The sequence below is a fragment of the Arachidicoccus rhizosphaerae genome (assembly GCF_900107765.1).
GTDB classification, from domain to species: Bacteria; Bacteroidota; Bacteroidia; order Chitinophagales; family Chitinophagaceae; genus Arachidicoccus; species Arachidicoccus rhizosphaerae.
On sequence record NZ_FNQY01000015.1, the window covers coordinates 89,366 to 108,252 of the forward strand.

Annotated in this window: 11 protein-coding genes; 6 read left to right on the forward strand and 5 right to left on the reverse strand. The window is 44.1% G+C overall.

Translation table 11 applies throughout. The features are described 5' to 3' along the window. Positions 1-80: 80 nt before the first annotated feature. Together BLU80_RS13085 and BLU80_RS13090 are read right to left on the reverse strand one after the other, a co-directional pair. Positions 81-1,475: a sensor histidine kinase gene (locus tag BLU80_RS13085; protein WP_091399226.1), complete on the reverse strand. Its 1,395-nt coding sequence runs from the start codon at positions 1,473-1,475 to the stop codon at positions 81-83. Further along, positions 1,472-2,182, reverse strand: a complete 711-nt coding sequence (locus tag BLU80_RS13090) for a response regulator transcription factor (protein WP_091399229.1) — start codon at positions 2,180-2,182, stop codon at positions 1,472-1,474. The genes BLU80_RS13085 and BLU80_RS13090 overlap by 4 nt, the downstream gene beginning before the upstream one ends. A gap of 370 nt (positions 2,183-2,552) precedes the next feature. On the opposite strand from BLU80_RS13090, the gene BLU80_RS13095 reads away from it, so the two are divergent. From BLU80_RS13095 to BLU80_RS13105, 3 genes are all read left to right on the forward strand, one after another. After that, positions 2,553-3,746, forward strand: coding sequence for an aminotransferase-like domain-containing protein (locus BLU80_RS13095; RefSeq protein ID WP_091399232.1), 1,194 nt, complete (start codon positions 2,553-2,555; stop codon positions 3,744-3,746). 344 nt (positions 3,747-4,090) lie between these two features. Next, positions 4,091-6,100: a glycoside hydrolase family 97 protein gene (locus BLU80_RS13100; RefSeq protein ID WP_091399236.1), complete on the forward strand. Its 2,010-nt coding sequence runs from the start codon at positions 4,091-4,093 to the stop codon at positions 6,098-6,100. A 216-nt stretch (positions 6,101-6,316) separates the two neighbouring features. Continuing rightward, entirely contained in the window at positions 6,317-8,839 is a 2,523-nt protein-coding gene (locus BLU80_RS13105; RefSeq protein ID WP_244518909.1) for a phosphocholine-specific phospholipase C, read from the forward strand. 453 nt (positions 8,840-9,292) lie between these two features. Here the strand turns inward: BLU80_RS13105 and BLU80_RS13110 are convergent, their stop codons facing one another. Both BLU80_RS13110 and BLU80_RS13115 read right to left on the reverse strand, forming a co-directional pair. After that, complete coding sequence (locus tag BLU80_RS13110) at positions 9,293-11,725, reverse strand: TlpA family protein disulfide reductase (RefSeq protein WP_091399241.1); 2,433 nt, start codon at positions 11,723-11,725, stop codon at positions 9,293-9,295. Positions 11,726-12,273: 548 nt separating this feature from the next. Beyond that, positions 12,274-12,978 carry a hypothetical protein gene (locus BLU80_RS13115; RefSeq protein ID WP_091399244.1) on the reverse strand — a complete coding sequence of 235 codons (705 nt, stop codon included), beginning with the start codon at positions 12,976-12,978 and terminating at the stop codon, positions 12,274-12,276. Positions 12,979-13,370: 392 nt separating this feature from the next. Between BLU80_RS13115 and BLU80_RS13120 the strand changes: the two genes are divergently transcribed. Then, entirely contained in the window at positions 13,371-14,867 is a 1,497-nt protein-coding gene (locus BLU80_RS13120) for an NAD-dependent succinate-semialdehyde dehydrogenase (RefSeq protein WP_091399247.1), read from the forward strand. 188 nt (positions 14,868-15,055) lie between these two features. Here the strand turns inward: BLU80_RS13120 and BLU80_RS20010 are convergent, their stop codons facing one another. Further along, on the reverse strand, positions 15,056-17,044 hold the full coding sequence (locus tag BLU80_RS20010) for a glycoside hydrolase family 32 protein (RefSeq protein ID WP_091399251.1): 1,989 nt from the start codon (positions 17,042-17,044) through the stop codon (positions 15,056-15,058). A 394-nt stretch (positions 17,045-17,438) separates the two neighbouring features. Here BLU80_RS20010 and BLU80_RS13130 point away from each other — a divergent pair, with 394 nt between their 5' ends. After that, positions 17,439-18,119 (forward strand): MgtC/SapB family protein, encoded by a 681-nt coding sequence (locus BLU80_RS13130; RefSeq protein WP_091399256.1) that lies wholly within the window; start codon positions 17,439-17,441, stop codon positions 18,117-18,119. A 2-nt stretch (positions 18,120-18,121) separates the two neighbouring features. Next, positions 18,122-18,847 carry a uracil-DNA glycosylase family protein gene (locus tag BLU80_RS13135; RefSeq protein WP_211481840.1) on the forward strand — a complete coding sequence of 242 codons (726 nt, stop codon included), beginning with the start codon at positions 18,122-18,124 and terminating at the stop codon, positions 18,845-18,847. The last annotated feature ends 40 nt before the right edge of the window (positions 18,848-18,887 follow it).

Consider the following 18,887-nt stretch of genomic DNA (forward strand, 5'->3'; position numbering starts at 1 on the left):
TTTGCACGCTTTTCTTGTTTGATTTACAGGCGGCAAATGTTGTGTTTAAGACCTTAAAAAGACCTTAAGGCAGATAAAAATCAACTTAAAGGCAATTTTATTGTGAAAATATTAGCTAGCTCAACACCTTGAGAATTCTTATTAGAAACCGTTGTAACCTCCGTATGGTAGCTTATAGAGCCTTTATGCAATTGAATGATCTTGTGCACCATTACAAGTCCCAGTCCGAACCCTCCTTTATTCTTACTATTTTCACCACGGAAAAAATAATTAAAAAGATAAGCCTGTTCTGCTTCATTTATTACAGGGCCATCATTTTTAAATTCCAGATATATATGGTCCTGTTCGGTTTTAATTGTAATGGATGCCTCCGGACGCATACTATAGCGAATACAATTCATCAATAAGTTCGTTATAGCAATGCTGATAAGTTTTGGATTACACAATACCTTCAACCCGCCTTCATTCTCCAGTTCGCCAAATGTCACTTTAAACTGATAATTTGGTGCTAATACCTGAAGCTTCTCAATCACATCAAAGAGTAGTTCGTCCACCCTGTACCGCATTGTCAGGGCCTGATTGCCTGTTTCCAGTTTAGAAATTTCTAAAAGAGCATTAATCGTTTCTCCTAGGGAGAGTGTGTTTTCTTTCTGGACGGTGATAAAAGATTTAATAATTTCAGGATCCGATTGCTTTTCCATTTGATCAAAATTGGAAACTAATATAGCAATGGGGGTCTTTAGTTCATGAGATATATGATGAACCGCATGCATTTGAAAGGCAAAAGCATTATCCAATCTTCTCATTAACTCATTAAAGCGAATAGCCAGGTAATTAATTTCGTCTTTTGTTTTGGGTACTGTAATGGATGCGTTACCTAATTCCAGGCTAATATGGTTCATTTCCTGGGCCATTTTATTGATAGGGGAGGAAATTTGTCTGGAAAGATAGAAGGTTACAATCAGCGTCACAACGCTAATAAAAGCAAATGCCCCCCAAAGGATATAAGCCAGAATTTTTTTTTGTGTATAACCAAACCGGTCATAAGCTTTATAAATCCCGTAAAAGCTTCGCCCATCCATATTAATATAAACCCCGACAACATCAAATTTCCCCTCCTTGGTTTCAATCCAGGTTTTATGAGGCCCCAGGATACTCAATATATGGGTTGATTGATGAATTTTAGTATCATCCAGGCTGGCATAGATCAAACGCTTATTGCCATCAAAAAGAAGCATTTTCTCATCATAAATATCGTTGATGGTTATTCGGTCCAGATTATTCAGCAAGGTCTGGCTAACGTGCTGAACTTCCCCCAGAAATTTTAAGGAAAAAGTAATTTTTTCACTAAGTCTGTCCTGAAACTCCTCTCTTCTGTAAATTCCAAAAAGGGCATAAATCAAATACAGCACGATAGCAGTAAGCGCAATCGTCGTCACAGAAAAATAAAGCAGAATTTTCTTTCTGATTTTCATGCCCCTTCAATTTGTTGCGTCTCTATATAATAACCATAACCAATCCTGGTTTTAATTAGTTGATAACCAAATGGTTTATCTATTTTATTGCGAAGAAAATTGACATATACCTCAATCGTATTGGTATTATGATCAAACAGGCTCCCCCAAATTTCTTTTACCAGGTCTTTTTTAGATACAGAAGCTCCGCCGGCTTCCACCAACTTTAATAATATCTGGAATTCTCTTGGTGTCAGATCGATATTATGACCAGCCCTATTAACCCTTTTATCTTTTAAATCTAGCACAAGATCATTAATTCTTAAATACTTGCTTTCGCCTTTGTTCCCTTTGTTTACCTCTCCCTTCCCTTTTCTTTTAATTAAAGAATTCACCCGCAAGGACAATTCTTTCATATAAAAAGGTTTGGTCACATAATCATCAGCACCACTCTCAAACCCCTGGACTTTATCCTCTAATTCATCAAATGCGGTCAGTAGTATTATTGGTGTAAGGTTATCCGCATGTCTGATTATTTTACATAACTCAAACCCGCTTTTACCCGGCAGATTAATATCTAGTATTATACAGTCAAAGCTGCCTGTTTTAATAGCCTCCTCTCCCGCCAATCCGTCACGACATAACAATACCTCAAAACCATCTTCTTTTAGAGCGATTTCTACATTTTTACCAATTATCTGATCATCCTCAACAATCAATATATGCATAAAGTCCCTTTCATTTTAAAGCTCAATAATTATCCTTCAACCCGGTTTAATCCGTGCTTGCAGGTAATTGCACAACAAACTTCCGCTTTTTTTCTGAACCTAAGGCCAAATTTAGCATAATAGCATACTTATTTTACCTTCCTTTATCCCGGCAATATTTTTGTATGCCTTTCAAAAACAAGGGCAGATGGAAATACCATAGATGCTCCCATGAACTTACTAACAAATGGTAACTAATTGGCTATAAGGTAAATTTACTTAAATACCGGATAAATTATTGCCTCCGGTTCCGGGCATTAGTTATACATTTGAATAAGCAAAGCATCTACTAATCAAGTGTAAAAATCATTACACCACAAATTAAACCAGTATGGCAGTCCAGTTGGCTCATCGTATGGCCAGTATCAAAGAATCAGAAATCAGAGAGATTTTAAAAGTCACCCAACAACCCGACGTTATTTCCTTTGCAGGAGGCCTACCGGCCCCCGAACTATTCCCTATTGAAGCCATTGACCGGGTACAGCATTTAGTATTACAGGAGTCTGGCACCCAAGCGCTGCAATACACTACTACCGAGGGATATCCTCCTCTAAGGCACTGGATTGCAGAACGCATGAACAGCAGACTGGGAACAGATTTTGATGCAGATAACATTCTGATTACCCATGGCTCTCAACAAGGTCTGGATTTATCGGGCAAGGTCTTTTTAGATCAGGACGATATTGTGCTCTGTGAAAGCCCAACCTATCTGGCAGCCATCAGCGCCTTTAAAGCGTACGGATGCAGGTTCATAGAAATTCCTACTGATCAGCAGGGCATGGACATGGAGGCGCTGGAAGCAGCCTTAGCGTCAACAGAAAGGATAAAACTAATCTACGTTATCCCGACTTTCCAGAATCCGACCGGTAAGACCTGGAATTTAAAAAAACGTCAGCAGTTAGCTGAACTTGCCAGCAAATATAATGTAGCAGTCATTGAGGACAACCCATATGGCGAGTTAAGGTTTGAAGGCGAAGACCTCCCCTCTGTCAGAACTTTTGACAAAACAGGTCAAATACTTTGCACCGGAAGCTTCTCTAAGATCTTCTGCCCGGGTTTCAGGATCGGCTGGATTGCAGCCGATAAGGAACTGATCCGTAAATACGTCCTCATCAAACAAGGAACAGATCTGCAATGTAACACCATTGCACAGATGGTGATCGCTAAATACCTGGAACTATATGATATTGATGAGCACATTCAAAAGATAGCGGCACTCTATAAAAAACGGCGCGACATAGCGCTACAGGCTATCCAGCGTTATTTCCCCGAAAACATAAGCTATACTTATCCACAGGGAGGCTTATTTACCTGGATGGAATTACCGGAAAATGCCAGCGCCAGGCACTTACTTGAATTAGCCCTGCAATCAAAAATTGCCTTTGTACCCGGCGGCTCATTTTTCCCCAATAACCCCAAAGAAAACACCCTAAGGCTTAACTACTCTAATATGTCAGAGGAACGTATTGATGCGGGCCTTCAAACTCTGGGCGGCATTTTAAAAGAATACCTGGCAAGACTATAAAAGGGAAAGCATTACTCACCTAGTTTTCAGCCCCTTATCTATCCTTCTACTAACAATAACCACTTGTGAAAGAATGTTTCAATCACAAGGGGTTATTGTCATTTAGCCAGTCATCACATTCCTCCTGCCTGCAACTAAACAGCTTCCAGCCAGCCTGCTAACCGAAGGCAATTTCAACCGCAATGTTAATAACCGGTACACCTGATAAAATTTTCATATTTTCATAACGGTTTTGATGGGGAGTGGCAAGATGGTCTGAACTGGCTACTTTAAAACTTCGTCCCTATTTAAAGGCTATCCCTACTTGCTTCATCACCTAAATTTTAAACTATAAAAAATTGTCTATGACTTTAGAAAACCTGAATGGCATCGCTGCTTTTATTAAGGCAAGGACTGACTGGTCTCCAAATCCCTCTGTTCAACAGGTGAATGACTTTCCTGCCACTGCCAACAACACAAAAAACCAGGTTTTTCTGGGCTACCTTCTGTTGATGCTCTTAAGTTTATGCTTTTTTACCAACCAATGTCTCGCCCAGAGCAGTGCGACGCTTCAAAGTCCCGACGGACAAATCAAGATGCAGTTAACAATCGGCAAGACGCAAAGCAGGCCATCCTTACAATATAATGTTTATTATCAGGCACAGCAACTAGCCTCTGGCAATATCCGTTTCGAGTTAGGTCATGATCAGGTTTTGGATTTTGGGCCCTCCGTTAAATCCATTCAACAAACGGCGTTTCATAAAAAAGAAAAAAGGACCATTGAAACCAGAGGTAACCACAATGAGGCAAAAATCATCAAAAACACCTACCAGTTTCTAATAAAATCAGAAGACGGGTTAACGGATTTCACCTTAGCCGTAAATATGTATAATAACGGCGTCGCCTACAAATACGCTTTGCCGGCAGACGGCAAAACCCTCACCCGGACTACCAGTCAGGTTACGCTTCCCGCTACTACCACCCTTTGGTGGCAGGGCGATGTCCACACGTATGAAGCCAATTACCAGAAAGCCGCCTTTAATCAGCTGGCAGATAGCCTTAATCTTGGCATGCCCCTGACATTACAATACCCGAATGGCATATATGCCACCCTATCAGAGTCGAATATCTTTGGCTTTGCAGGTAGTTACCTTACCCATTATAAAGGCGACAATTATTTAAACTACACACTGGCCGGTCCGGTACATTCAGATAATAAGACCGGACTTTCCAGTGGCTGGGAACTGATTACTGTAGCCAGAGACCTGAATGGTCTTGTAAATAATGATATCCTTAGAGACGTAAGTGCAGATCCTGACAAGCAACTATATCCCAAAGGCCTACATACTGACTGGATTCAACCGGGAAAATCCATCTGGACCTGGATGAGTAATAAAAGAGCCGTTACTCCGGAAAATATTCAGCGTTTCACTGATTATGCCGCCAGCCTCCAGATTCCATATAATCTGGTAGATGACGGATGGGTTAAATGGCAGGCACCGGGCAAGGATCACTGGCAGATATTAAAAGAACAGATTGACTACGCAACAAATAAAGGTGTTGGGATCTGGGTCTGGCAGGCCTACCCCCCGCATAATGGCACTCCGGGTTTAAAGGATACGGCTTACCTACGGAGCTTCCTTGAAAAATGTGCCGCTCTAGGCGTAAAAGGCTTAAAAATAGATTTTATCAATGCAGAGACTCAGGAAAAAATAGACTTTTACAGAAGGGCAGCCAGCCTAGCGGCATACTACCATCTGATGGTGGATTTTCATGGAGCCAATAAAGGTACCGGCATGGAGTACACCTACCCCAATTTACTCAGTCAGGAAGGAGTCCGGGGACTGGAGCAAAAAGACAATCAACACTGGCCAGTACTCAATACGACTCTTCCCTTTACCAGGTACCTTGCCGGCCCTGCTGATTACACGCCGGTTAGTTTTGCGGATTACGCATCTTCCACCACTTTGGCCCATCAGGTTTCGACGGCTGCTATTTTCACTTCTCCGTTTTTATGCCTGGGCGCAGACCCACAGGATTTAAGCCAGAGCATCGCTCTGCCTTTTATCCAGCAGCTTCCGGTAACCTGGGACGAAACCCTTGTTTTACCCCAGAGTAAAATCGGAGAAATCGCCGTCTTTGCCAGAAAAAAAGGAAAAACCTGGTACCTGGCCATTCTAAATGGACCTGATGCCAAAAACATTACCATCAACTTATCCTTCCTGGGCAAAGGTAAATACAAGCTTACGGCGCTCCAGGATCAGACCAATGCCCGCAATACGAAAATTATCACTCAGGATCAGATCACAAAAAATACCGCCGTCCAACTGGACCTTCAGGCAGGCGGAGGCTATTTAGGCGTATTTCAGCCTTAAAGCAGAAGGATATGCATTAGGAAACTTATAAGTTATCTGATGAGACTATTTTTTTGCATTCACCTGAAAATCCATTACTTTACATGACCGGTTTTCCCTGTGTATTTAAAAGCGCAAGGGAGTTCCGGTCATCTTTCTAATACCCTTATCCCGCATCTGTTATATAAACAGGCACAATTAATTACTTACGCAGCAAAAAACACAGATTACGATACTATGCAAGCGAACAAAAAAGACCTCTCAAATACTAAAGCCAGGGATAATAACCAACAAGATAGTATGGATAGTAGCAGCAATAGAAACGCCTCCTCCTATAACAGACGCAGCTTTTTAAAAGACGCCGCTATTCTTTCTGGCGCTGCGGGCCTAAGTAGTGTGCTGCCTTTTTCCATTCAAAAGGCATTTGCGATTAATGCAGATCCAGGCACAACCTTTATGGACGCCGAGCATATCATACTGCTTATGCAGGAGAACCGTTCCTTTGACCATATGTTCGGCACCCTGCAGGGCGTGCGCGGCTTTAATGACCCCAGAGCTAAAAGACTGCCTTCAGCAGACAAGGTCTGGATACAGAAAGATAAAGAAGGTAAGGCTATTTGTCCATTCCATATCGACATAGAAAAAACGAAGGTCACCTGGCAGGGCGGACTGCCGCACAGCTGGGATGACCAGTCTCTTGCCAGAAATGGCGGCAAACACGACCACTGGATCATCCAGAAAACACCGATGACCATGGGCCATTATAATAGACAAGACGTTCCTTTCTATTATCAACTGGCGGACTGTTTTACCATCTGTGATCAGAACTTCTGTTCCTCTCTCACAGGCACAACCCCTAACCGGCTTTTTTACTGGACAGGTAATATCCGGCCAGACAAAAGCTGGGGCTCCGTAGCTGCGGTTGGTAATGAGTTTGCCGAGTCCCGGGATAACGCCTATGTGGACTGGATGACTTTTCCAGAAGTGCTGGAAGATGCGGGTGTCTCCTGGAGGATTTACCAAAATGAGCTCTGGACACCGCACTTGCAACCTGATAATAAAGACTACTGGCTGGGCAATTACGGGGACAACTCCATTGAGTATGTCAAAAGGCATCAGGTTAAGCTGTCTGCCTATTTTAGAAAAAACGGTGACCATACTGCAAATCCCGCCCTTAGTCCCTCAGAAGTGCACCGCAAATATGACCAACTCAGCCAAAAACAAAAGAACCTGATAGACAATGCCTTTACTACAAATATAGATGACAGGGATGAATATCTTAAGCTGGCTCCACTCTCCTATACCGATGACCAGGGTAAAAACTGGACAGTTGAACTTCCAAAAGCAGATATTTTTAAAAAGTTCAGGGCTGACGTAGACCAGGGTAGTCTGCCAACTGTGTCCTGGCTGGTCGCCCCGCAGGCCTTTTGCGACCATACCAGCTCGCCTTTATATGGCACATGGTACGTATCAGAAGTGCTGGATATTTTAACCAAAAACCCGGAGACCTGGAAAAAGACCATTTTAATTATCAACTACGACGAAAACGACGGCTATTTTGACCATATACCCCCGTTTGTAGTACCCAGGCCAGGTGACCAGGATGCAGGCAAGGTCTCCGAAGGCATTGACACACATAGTGATTATCATAAAACAGATGATCGCCCTATTGGGCTTGGTTACCGGGTACCTATGATCGTGGCCTCACCCTGGTCTAAAGGGGGCTATGTCAACTCCCAGCTGAGTGACCATACTTCTGTCTTACAATTTCTGGAGCACTTTCTCACCAAAAAGACCGGTAAAGCCATTGAGTGCCCTGGCATTAGCAGCTGGCGCCGGGTTATTTCCAGCGACCTTACCTCAATATTCAGACCTTATAACGGCGAGCAGTTCCCGCTGCCGGCATTTTTAAACAGAGACCAGTCAGTTATCCGGATCAGAAAGGCGAAGGATAAGCCCAAACAGTTAACACCCAGTCCGCTTACCGGTCAGCAAATCCAACTCATTAACAATAACCCCAGTTTTGCAACAGCGGTAAAAGACATGATGTCCAGCCAGGAAAAAGGGACCAGGCCGGCCTGCGCGCTTCCTTACCAGCTGTCAGTAGGCAGCAAGCTAGATAAAACACATAAAAAACTTCAGTTAATATTCAGCTCATACGCAGCCATAGCTCACACGCAAGACGAAAGTTCAAAAAAAGGCGCCCCTTTTAATATGTACACCGGCAAAACCTTTCAGGGCGAACTGGGCAAAACATGGTTTTACACTGTATCTAAAGACAGCAAATTAACGGATGAGATTGACCTGACAGGTTTTGTTCAAGCAGACAACAGCCAGGCAAGTGTCCATCTCCATAGCGATAATCTTGAGTACGATCTGCATATAGACGGCCCTAACGGCTTTTATAGAGGTCTTACCGGTAGTTTGCAGGACCCGGAGCTGGATATCAATTGGCTAGCGCCTGATCAAGTACAAAAAAGTACAGCTAAAAACAGGGAAGTCGTCCTGGCATTTAAAAACAGAGAGCACAAAGCACTTGAAATTGTCCTGACAGATAACTTATATGGGATGGGGACTAAAACAATAACTATCCTGGCTAGTCAGCATAAAACTTTACATATCCCGCTAGATAAACAATACGGCTGGTATGACTTTACCATACGCGTAAAAGGCTACGCTCCATGCCAAAGACAGTACGCCGGACATATTGAAAACGGGGAGTCCTCCAGAACGGATCCTTTTATGGGAATGGAAGTGTAGTCACTTTTTACGACTTGAACTGTGAACATTCAATTAATGAAACTACTATTACAATTAGTGACATCCAAAATACCATTATGAACTAAAATCATTGAAATTGAAAGACCAAAGACATTCTGCCATGACATCATTAATTGAGACGAACAAATCACACAGTTTGATTGATGTTTTTAAAATAATCCAGCTATCAATTATCAGATATGCACCCAAATTACACAACAATAAGAAAAAAAATTATATCTAGCGCAAATATTACTGTAAACGACATTAAACAAATGAGTAAACTGTCTTTGAGGTAGAACGGGAAGTACTTATGTCTCAGCAAAACGAACAACAAGCACTGTCATTCGTAATCCCTAAAATCTACGCACAAGTTTATATTGCCTGCCTGCAATTGTATATATAACAGTAAATTAGCCGTAATCAAGGGCCCCAACTTTACATCATCCTCTTCTACAATAATCCTTCTATTTTTGCCTTAATATCCTGGCCAAAAAACGCATAATGTGGGTCTATAACTTTACTATCTTTATCCACCAGCACTACATGTGGAATCCCTGTAACATTAAACTTCGTACATAAGTAATTCCACTGATCCTCATTGAGTCTATAATGCTCCCCTTTAATATCCCGAATAAAGTTTTTCCAGGTTCCTAACGGTGAACTCTCATTGGTGAGATAGATAAATTTAACAGGCTTTCGTGAAAACGTCTCCTTAAGGGGTTTTATTTCTTCGATTGCCTGACGGCAAGGACTACACCAGGTAGCCCAAAAATCAATATAGAGCAAGTTCCCCTTGTAAGCACTTACAATGCTGTCAAAAATCTGATCCGCCTTTATATCTTCACTGTTTCTGACATAAAAGCCTGTGTTATTTTTACTGCGGGCAATTTTATCCAGTACCTGGTTATTGATGACCGCCATCTGACTTTTTAAAATCGGACTCTTAATCTCCATCTGCATGCGCCTTAGTTTCCCGGAATCTACTGGCGTTAATTGTGACCAGACTCGGCTGGCATAATCCTCCACATACATAATCTCATTTGCTACACCGTGGGCTATACCATAGGTCTGCATAATACTGTCTCTACTATGCGCATCCCACCCCATATTGCACTCCCAGGCATAACGGCTCAAAAATTCTTTGGCTTTTTTACCATTTACTAACCGTTGAGCAGAATCCACTACCTGTCCGTCTTTCTGCCTGTAATTAATCACACTCATTTCATCAGGGGAGAACTGCACGCCTTTAGCAGCTAGCGCCTGATACATCTTATCTATTGTTAAAACAGAGGTCTTTGCAAACCAGGGAGACCTGAATTTCAGATAATTAATAAATATGAAACCAAAGGAATATTGCAAGATATCCGGATTATCCATCAGATCAGCCGTCAAAAAGTCATAATATTCAACTGGTATATTGGCTGGCGGCACTTTAGCCGTATCCGGCAGATGCTTGTTGGCTCTATAATTTTGTTCATATTGCATTTCATAAAAAAGTAATATGGTGGCAATATCATACTTAATCATCAGTTTTTTCTGCTCATAGGCCTTTGCAGATATTTCCCCTGTCCTGTATACAGAATCCAAGCGCGCATTTAAAAGGCCTTTTTGACTAAGCACGTCGCATTTTATTTCTAATGCATCCTTAATGCCTACTTGTTTGGAAACAAGATCCCAGTCCACCTTATTATTTTTATCCAGTAACTTCATGTCATTATTAAGTTCCGCCAGTGGTCCTAAATAAGCAGGCTCCCCTAGTCCAAGTACCATAACCAAAGTCTTCCCGGGCTCCAGATACAAATAACCATTGCAATACATTGAGCTAACCATTGGTTGAATAGGACCATACACAGGGAACTTTACTTCAAATATTCCATCTGGCTGCACTTCTGCCAGATAATTTACCTGCATACCCAATATTGGATCGCTTACAGTAAAATGTAAAGTCTTTTTTCCCTGACCAGTACGCTTATAGCCTATAATATAACCCTTAATGGCACTGGTATCTGTCTTAAACTGCTGTCCATGATAGCCCGCCGTAGCTACCACCCTGTGGCAAAGACTCAAATCCTGTACATATACAACACGCTTTTCAAGACCCGGTTTACTGGCCCCGATTCGCAGGGTCCCTTCTTTTAAGCGGTAATATAAAACTTGTACCTGGCCATTATTCACAACACTAAGCACACCCTCTTTGGCATTACCGCCAGTAATTGAATCAATTTGACCGTCCGCACTAATCACAACATCAGGCCGGATAATATAGGCTAAATCCCCCGTCGCTTTATTATACCAGCGCCCGATCAGCTCCTTGGCCATGGGTCTCCCCTGCCAGAGATAATCTATCCCATATACCTGTTTACCATCCGGCAAATCCTCCCCAAAATGCAGTTTTAAGCCGTTATTATTAATAGTTTTGTTAGGTAACTTGAGCGGAAAATTAAGCGTGTATTGCAAGACGCCAGAAGCTGGCATATGATTCTTATTGCCGATTTCAACTCCAGCAGTTGAACTGACAAAATATTTGCCAGTATCTGCTCCCTTGATACTGCCTGCATCCTCAAAACTGACATACGACTCTTTAGGTATATTGAGCCGGTGCCCGGGGATATATTTAGCCGTAATTTTAAGGCTGGTTACGCTACCCGTCAGGATAACGGCATCTATATGCAGCGCTACATCACTACTGATGACATCTACCACTGGATTTTTAAAAACCACCGCCTTAACAGGTTGAGCTAATAGCGATATATGTCCTAACTGACTTCCTAAAAACAGGCAGACAAACATAAGCAGCCTGACACCTGGTCTTAGCTTTGACGCATGCGGCCTGTACATCCCACTCATCCGGGTACGATTTCCAGTCTCAGAAAATAATCCCATGCTTTATTTATACTTGGTTTCTACAGTTGATGGTCTGGAGGCTTCCCCCAATGAAGTCTCAGGCGACACATTTAAAATATCTTCTCACAATACCTGCTCTCCATGCCTTCGCAAATTGTGCCCCACCTCTGCCTCCGGTAATACAACTCCGTGCACAACCCGGTTAATCACTCAGTTCCACACGCTGGTGTAAAGCGATTTCTTTGACACTTGACCTGCTTCAGGTAACCAAATATAAGATTATTCAATGGCTTTTGGAACAAAAGCAAAAAAATACCTGCTAAAATGCCCCCTCAATCTCTTTAATAATGCACGCTCCAACTGTTTTCAACAAAAAATCCCTGCAGTTTTGGCCTGATGGCCTACGCTGCAGGGGTAGTACATGAGAAAACCTTAAAGCCAAATCTTCAAAGGTCAAGATTATTCTGAAAATACAGAACTATTCCTATGGCAAGTACCCGAAGCTTTGAAAAAATGATGACACATCATGATTAAACAAAATCCCTGTCATTTAAATAAGGCAATACAAATACGGTTGTTACGGTCAACTATTTTACATCCAGTACATAAGTATGACAGTGGTAATTGACGCTGTATTCTTTACCGTTAAATGTGCCCTTGTTTTTATCGGTCACGGTAGTCTCTACCAGGTATTTACCTGGCCAAATCGGTGTAAAGCTGGCAGCGGCCTCTTTATCCAGATACAGTTTTTTAGTCCAGGTATTGGGGCTGATAACGGTAATTTCCTTTTCACCGGCCAGATCCTGATCAATTAAAACAGATAAATCTATGGGCTGACCGCTCTGATAGCCAGCGGTAGCAGGCCGCACAGCGATGGGCAGGCTTTGCTTGCCAAAACTCCGCTGATCACCGACCTGCACATGTGCAGTCGCCATATAATCCAGTTTATAGCCAAAGTAAATTTCACGGGAGACTTTATGCAGGGCTATCTGATAGAGGCCATCTGAGCCAGGCGTAAAATGGGCTAAAAAATGATCTTCATTAGGCTTAAAAGGCAAAATCGTCTTTTTACCGTCCGGATGGGTCAGTTCTAGTTCAAATTGACTCAGATCTGCAAACCAATCGCTGGCTTTACTGATCTCATCGGTACCAAACTCTCCAAAATAGACTTTTACGTCTTGAGCCACTCCCTTTTTGCCCATGTGCGAAGTCTCTATCCAGATGGCATGGGCAAAGCTTAGCGTCAGCCCCAGCACAAATATACTTAATACGGTAAGGATAACTTTTTTCATGATCCTGCTCTTTATTGTTTTATTATTTAATAATGGTTTTAGGTGTTTTAATCAATAGTAGCGCAAAATTAAGCCTGGCTTGCCTGGTTTATTTATCAGTTCGGGAAAACATACAACGCTTTTGGGAAATTCTCTAAATCAGTACAACCGGTCGCAGCACTTACCAATTTAACAGTACCAGCTATCTGTTTCCAGCATTTTTATTGTAATTTGCAGACAAGCATGTAAAAAGATACAAAACCTTTTGTAACAGGAATACCGCCACGAGGTTATATGATGAAGGAAGAACAATATGCGGAGGCATAAGCATGACAGTTGCGCTCAGCTTACCAGCGTTTAATTCTCCAAAAAAGAGTTCCAACCGGGCACCATTCCCCTAAAATTAACCAGCAATGGAATCTATCAATCCTGCCAATAACCAGATTTTAAAAAAATATAAAAACGATAAGCAGCCTGCTGTTCAAGCAAAAATAGATAATGCCGCCAGGGTGTTCCCCTATTGGCGCAAGACCAGCTATAGTTCCCGGGCTAACCTGTTAAAAAAGACCGCAAACGTACTGCTTAATAATAAGGAGCAGCTGGCTAAACTGATGGCCCTTGAGATGGGTAAGCCCTTAAAAGAAGGCGTAGGGGAGATTGAAAAATGTGCCTGGGTTTGTAATTATTATGCTAAAAACGGTGCTGGTTTCTTAAAAGACCTACCCGTTGAGACAGATGCGGCTAGTAGTTATATCAGTTATCAGCCTATAGGAACGATCCTGGCTGTTATGCCCTGGAATTTCCCCTTCTGGCAGGTATTCAGGTTTATTGCCCCTTCGATATTTGCGGGCAACTGCGGTCTGCTAAAACACGCTTCTAATGTACCGGGGTGTGCTATCGCTATTGAGAAAGCCATGCTGGAGGCAGGCTTCCCGGCAGGGGTATTCCAGACCTTGCTGATTGACAGCAAGCAAGTCGCCAAAGTCTTGGAAGCGCCCAGCGTCCGTGCAGTAACGCTTACCGGCAGTACTGCTGCAGGCCAACAGGTGGCGGCCAAGGCCGCCTCCCTGATCAAAAAATCTGTCCTGGAATTAGGCGGCAGCGATCCGTATCTGATACTCAAAAATGCCGATTTAGAACTGGCTGCCACCGTCTGTGCCAACAGCCGGTTGATTAATAATGGCCAGAGCTGTATTGCCGCTAAACGCTTTATTGTGGATAGATCCGTCGCTGAAAAATTCACCCAACTGCTGAAAGAGAAAATGTCATCCAAGGTGATGGGCGATCCATTAGATCCGCATACCGATTTGGGCCCCATGTCCAGGATTGATCTCAGAGATGAACTCCATGAGCTGGTCCTGCAAAACAAAAAAGCCGGCGCACAAGTTTTATTAGGTGGCGAGCTCCCTGAGCAGTCTAAGAACAACGCCTTTTATCCCCCTACCATTCTTTATAACGTCAAAAAAAGCATGTCTGCCTATACGGAAGAAATTTTTGGCCCGGTCGCATCCATTATCCTGGCGGCAGATACGCAGGATGCTATCGCCATTGCCAATGACACCAGCTTTGGCTTAGGCGCCGCCGTATTCACCAAAAGTAAACGAGAAGGGGAAAGAATCGCCAGAGAAGAACTGGATGCCGGCGCCTGCTTCGTCAATAGTCTGGTTAAATCTGACCCCAGACTTCCCTTTGGGGGTGTTAAAATGTCTGGTTATGGCAGAGAACTTGGTCTACATGGCATCCATGAGTTTGTCAATATTAAAACCGTGTATGTAGCGGATACAGAAAAAAACAATACACCTAAAAAAGCGAAAGTGACAAAAGTGACCAAAGCAGGTAAAGCAGCGCCAGCAAAGAAGACAGCTGGAAAAGCGAAGGCTAAAACAGCAAAGCCGGCCCTTAAGAAGTAGCCAGTAAACAGGCTGCCACTAAATGCACCTATACGTATAAGCCACTCAATAAGTGGCTAAAATCCTATAGCCCTGCGAACCATATATATTCGTTGTAAAAATCAAAAAGGGGCTGTCCGCATAGCTAGCTATGCGGACAGCCCCCACTCATTACTAAAAATAGTCTATAGCTAATTTTCTACAAAGTTTCACCTGCCAGGCTTAAGTTCCCGGATATGTACCCTTAACCGCTGACTGTTAGCTTTACTTTTACTGAAATTTTGCAGGCTACAATCCACCCGGTCAAAATAAGCCCTTGGATAAATAAGCGCTGTCATTACGCTCAGTCCCCCATCTGCAAATAATTCCACACTGTTTCTGTCTAAAATAATCTGCACGTGGCGTTTACTACCTGGCTTATTATGCGGCTTTCCGGATTTTCTCTTAGGTAGCTCAGACGGATGATTCGCATGTACGCCCCCTACCTCGTCCATTGCACCGGCAGCCTGCTTTGCGGCAAAATCCAATACGGGCCCGTATAGCACTGTGTTCATATCTCTGGCAAAAGCCATATCTCCGGCTCCGCCCCGGTTAATATAATATCTGCTGCCGCTCCCTCCACGGCTGCCAATACTTTTAGTGGGCTCCAGCCCTACTACCAGGCTATCCCCCTTAGGACTCCTAAATACCAGCTTAAAAGAGCTGCTGTTTATACCATCCATCTCTATCAGCAAGGGGCTGCCTTGCGCAAGCGGTGTTGACATAGTGGCCTGTTTCCCAGGGCTGTCTCCAGCTCCGCCCAGTTCAAGCGTAGCCCCCTTTGAAGCAATTTGCTTTTGTAACGTACCAACAGGGGTTTGCCGCAGATAATACCTATCATACGTTTTTTCATCAGCTCGCTTATCAGCATTTCCAGCAGCGGCGCTTACTTTAACCAATGAGAGTATTCTGGGCAGCGTCATTTCTCCTCTCCAGGTCGTGGCAGGCACACTACCTGCATACATCAAATTAGTCATCCAGCCAATATAAGATCTTGAGCCGGGTCCCTCACCTCGTTTTGTTCCTTTTGCTTCTTTTCTCCCTACCCGAGGCTTGCCAGCTGCCACCATCTCCAAGCGGCTAAGTCCTGCCAGCCCGTTCCAGGTATTGCCCGCATAATCATCCGGTCCGTACTCCAGCCAGCGCACCTCTTTTTGAGGACTGATAAAATTTGTCCCGTCAAAATCACCGACAAAATACTGTATCCCTGACCCCTTATTGGGTCCGCCATTTCCTTCAGACACCGTCAGGACCCATTTTATGGCTGGTGAGCTGGCTCTATTATGCTTTGCGGAAGTTTTACCTGATCGCTCCAACGGCTCTACCAATAATGGAAACAAATCCGGGCATTCCCATACTGATGCGTGCGAACCGACATTACTCCCGAATTCAGACAGCGGCTGCCACCGGGTCAGGTTTTTTGAGCTATAAAGCCGCACTCTGTCGGAGGCTGCTACGACCATAATCCATTTTTTATCCGGCGCATACCAAAAGACCTTGGGATCCCTAAAATCCCTGACCCCTGGATTTTGCACGACCGGATTACCTGGGTATTTTATCCAGGTCAGGCCCTCATCCAGACTATAGGCGATGCTTTGCCTTTCTACGTCTTCTCTGCCAGCGTCAGCCCTTTTAGGATCATGATGGGTAAAAATAGCTACCAGGGGAGGCCTGCTTTTACTGCCTAGTCCACTGGTGTTGTCCTGATCGTAGACTGCACTACCGGAAAATATATAACCCAGGCTATCGGGATAAAGTGCGATGGGCAGCTCCTGCCAGTGGATCAGATCCCGGCTAATGGCATGCCCCCAATGCATGGGGCCCCAGTTAATTGCCTCGGGGTAATATTGATAAAACATATGATACGTTCCTTTAATATATACCAGCCCGTTGGGATCATTGATCCAATGGGCTTCAGGCGTAAAATGGAGCAGCGGCCGAAGTCTTTCTGCACGGCTGTCCTGAGACTGGATACGCTGCGCATGTAATCCCTGAATGCCATCACTAAGGCAAAGACCTCTCAGCAACCATAAGATGAGTAGCAGCGCCGTCCCCTTACGCAAACTACCTCCAAAACTGCATGGAAACGGGACGCCACTGCCGCCTTGAGGGTCTGTATGACTGATCAGGTAATTGACTGAATGTTTGCGCTGTTGCATGTTTTGTATAGATGTAATATATTAAAAAAGCGCCTGTCCTTTTACGGAATTCAGGGGAGGGATTTATGTAAAACGTCCCAACTAAGTTAGCTCATTTAATGCTCATATTTCTGGTCTTCACAGTGCGTTTAGGATTTAGGCAGGTTCGCCAGCGGTGACTGATGCGGCTGTCACAACCCAAAATTGGCGGTACGCTGCTTTTGCGTCCGGTTTCTGACGCCGATCTACGCCGCCTGCCTTCAACATCCGGCCCCAGTGCCCCGCCCGCTGCCCGCTGCTACTTCCCTGTTTTAACACCGGAATTCAAAAAAATGCACTAATTTAGAAAAAGCTGCCCCACGGGCAGCGGTTCGGCGCTTAAGCACCGCTCACAAAATAAATACGAGAAAAGACGATGATCAGTAAAGAAGAAATTATAGGCAGACTGACACTGGCCGCCATACTGGGGGCAGCCATCGGGCTGGAAAGAGAAAGAAAGGACTGGGTGGCAGGCCTTAGGACGCATATGATGGTCTGCGTGGGAGCCACGCTGGCCATGATTGTGTCCGCTTTTGGGTTTTCTGATATCCTGGGCACTACAAACGTGACTTTAGACCCCAGCCGTATTGCAGCGCAAGTTATCAGCGGCATTGGTTTTCTGGGGGCGGGAACCATTTTATTTTTAAAACCGGGGCTGATTCGGGGGCTGACGACCGCCTCTGGCCTCTGGGCTGTATCCGCTATAGGCCTGGCTATCGGCAGCGGCATGTATGTAGCGGGCGTAGCCGCCACCGTACTGGCACTCATCATCCTATGGGGCCTGCAACCCTTTGAGCAGCGTTTTGCCAAACGCTTTAAAAGAAAATACCTGAAAATTACGATTGACACCAATGCCAACCCGGCAGAGATTATTACCCAGTTATTTGGCCAGGAGGCCCTGGATGTTGCCAGCTTCTCCTTTGATAAGAACAGGGAATATTGTACCATTGAATTCCATTTTGATCAGATGGACGGCATCAAAATGAAAACGGTCCTCTCGAAGCTCCAAAAAGAAACAGCGATCAGAGAGATTTACTGGAATAAAGACAACTACTAAGCATGGCTACAAAAATTACTGCTGATAAATTGAATCCCAGTTTTGCAGACAGGGTGCTGCAATTTCATAAGGAGCTCAAGTACTCAGCCCCTTTACCCCCTGGCTTTGGTGTCTTAAACCCCATGCAGGAGACCCCCGGTGTGTTAGATCTTATGGAGCAGTTCTATAAAAAGTTTTACGAGGATCATCAGCCCCGCAAGTTTATCGTAGGCATTAACCCTGGCAGGCATGGAGCCGGCACGACCGGTATTCCTTTTACGGATTCTAAAAGACTGCAGTCAATTTGTGGGATTAAATCTGATCTCCCCAGTACCCATGAGGTCTCTGCCCTCTTTGTCTATGATATGATTGAGGCTTATGGGGGTGCAAAGGCTTTTTACGGGGACGTATATATACAAAGCATGTTTCCCCTGGCCCTGGTCAGAGAAGGTAGCCGGGGGGGCTGGGTGAACTGTAATTATTATGATGACCCAAGATTAATAGAGGCACTCATGCCTTATATGATAGGGCAACTAAAAAAACAGGTGGCTTTTGGGGTAGATACAAGTGTCGCCTATGTGCTGGGCAAAAAAAACGCCAGGTATTTTGAGCAGCTCAACCAAAAAGCGCATTTATTTGAGCGCATGATCGTCCTGCCGCATCCGCGCTATATCCAGCAGTACCGCTCCAGGGATAAAGACCTGTTTATTGATGAATATATCCGGGCGTTAAAGGAAGGCTACATCTAAAACACATACAAAGACGCCTCTGCTGTTCAGCTGAGCAATA

Excerpts from the sequence above, each read along its gene's own strand:
- BLU80_RS13085 (WP_091399226.1), bottom strand. The coding sequence starts at position 1,475 with ATGAAAATCAGAAAGAAAATTCTGCTTTATTTTTCTGTGACGACGATT.
- BLU80_RS13090 (WP_091399229.1), bottom strand. The coding sequence starts at position 2,182 with ATGCATATATTGATTGTTGAGGATGATCAGATAATTGGTAAAAATGTA.
- BLU80_RS13095 (WP_091399232.1), top strand. The coding sequence starts at position 2,553 with ATGGCAGTCCAGTTGGCTCATCGTATGGCCAGTATCAAAGAATCAGAA.
- BLU80_RS13100 (WP_091399236.1), top strand. The coding sequence starts at position 4,091 with ATGACTTTAGAAAACCTGAATGGCATCGCTGCTTTTATTAAGGCAAGG.
- BLU80_RS13105 (WP_244518909.1), top strand. The coding sequence starts at position 6,317 with ATGCAAGCGAACAAAAAAGACCTCTCAAATACTAAAGCCAGGGATAAT.
- BLU80_RS13110 (WP_091399241.1), bottom strand. The coding sequence starts at position 11,725 with ATGGGATTATTTTCTGAGACTGGAAATCGTACCCGGATGAGTGGGATG.
- BLU80_RS13115 (WP_091399244.1), bottom strand. The coding sequence starts at position 12,978 with ATGAAAAAAGTTATCCTTACCGTATTAAGTATATTTGTGCTGGGGCTG.
- BLU80_RS13120 (WP_091399247.1), top strand. The coding sequence starts at position 13,371 with ATGGAATCTATCAATCCTGCCAATAACCAGATTTTAAAAAAATATAAA.
- BLU80_RS20010 (WP_091399251.1), bottom strand. The coding sequence starts at position 17,044 with ATGCAACAGCGCAAACATTCAGTCAATTACCTGATCAGTCATACAGAC.
- BLU80_RS13130 (WP_091399256.1), top strand. The coding sequence starts at position 17,439 with ATGATCAGTAAAGAAGAAATTATAGGCAGACTGACACTGGCCGCCATA.
- BLU80_RS13135 (WP_211481840.1), top strand. The coding sequence starts at position 18,122 with ATGGCTACAAAAATTACTGCTGATAAATTGAATCCCAGTTTTGCAGAC.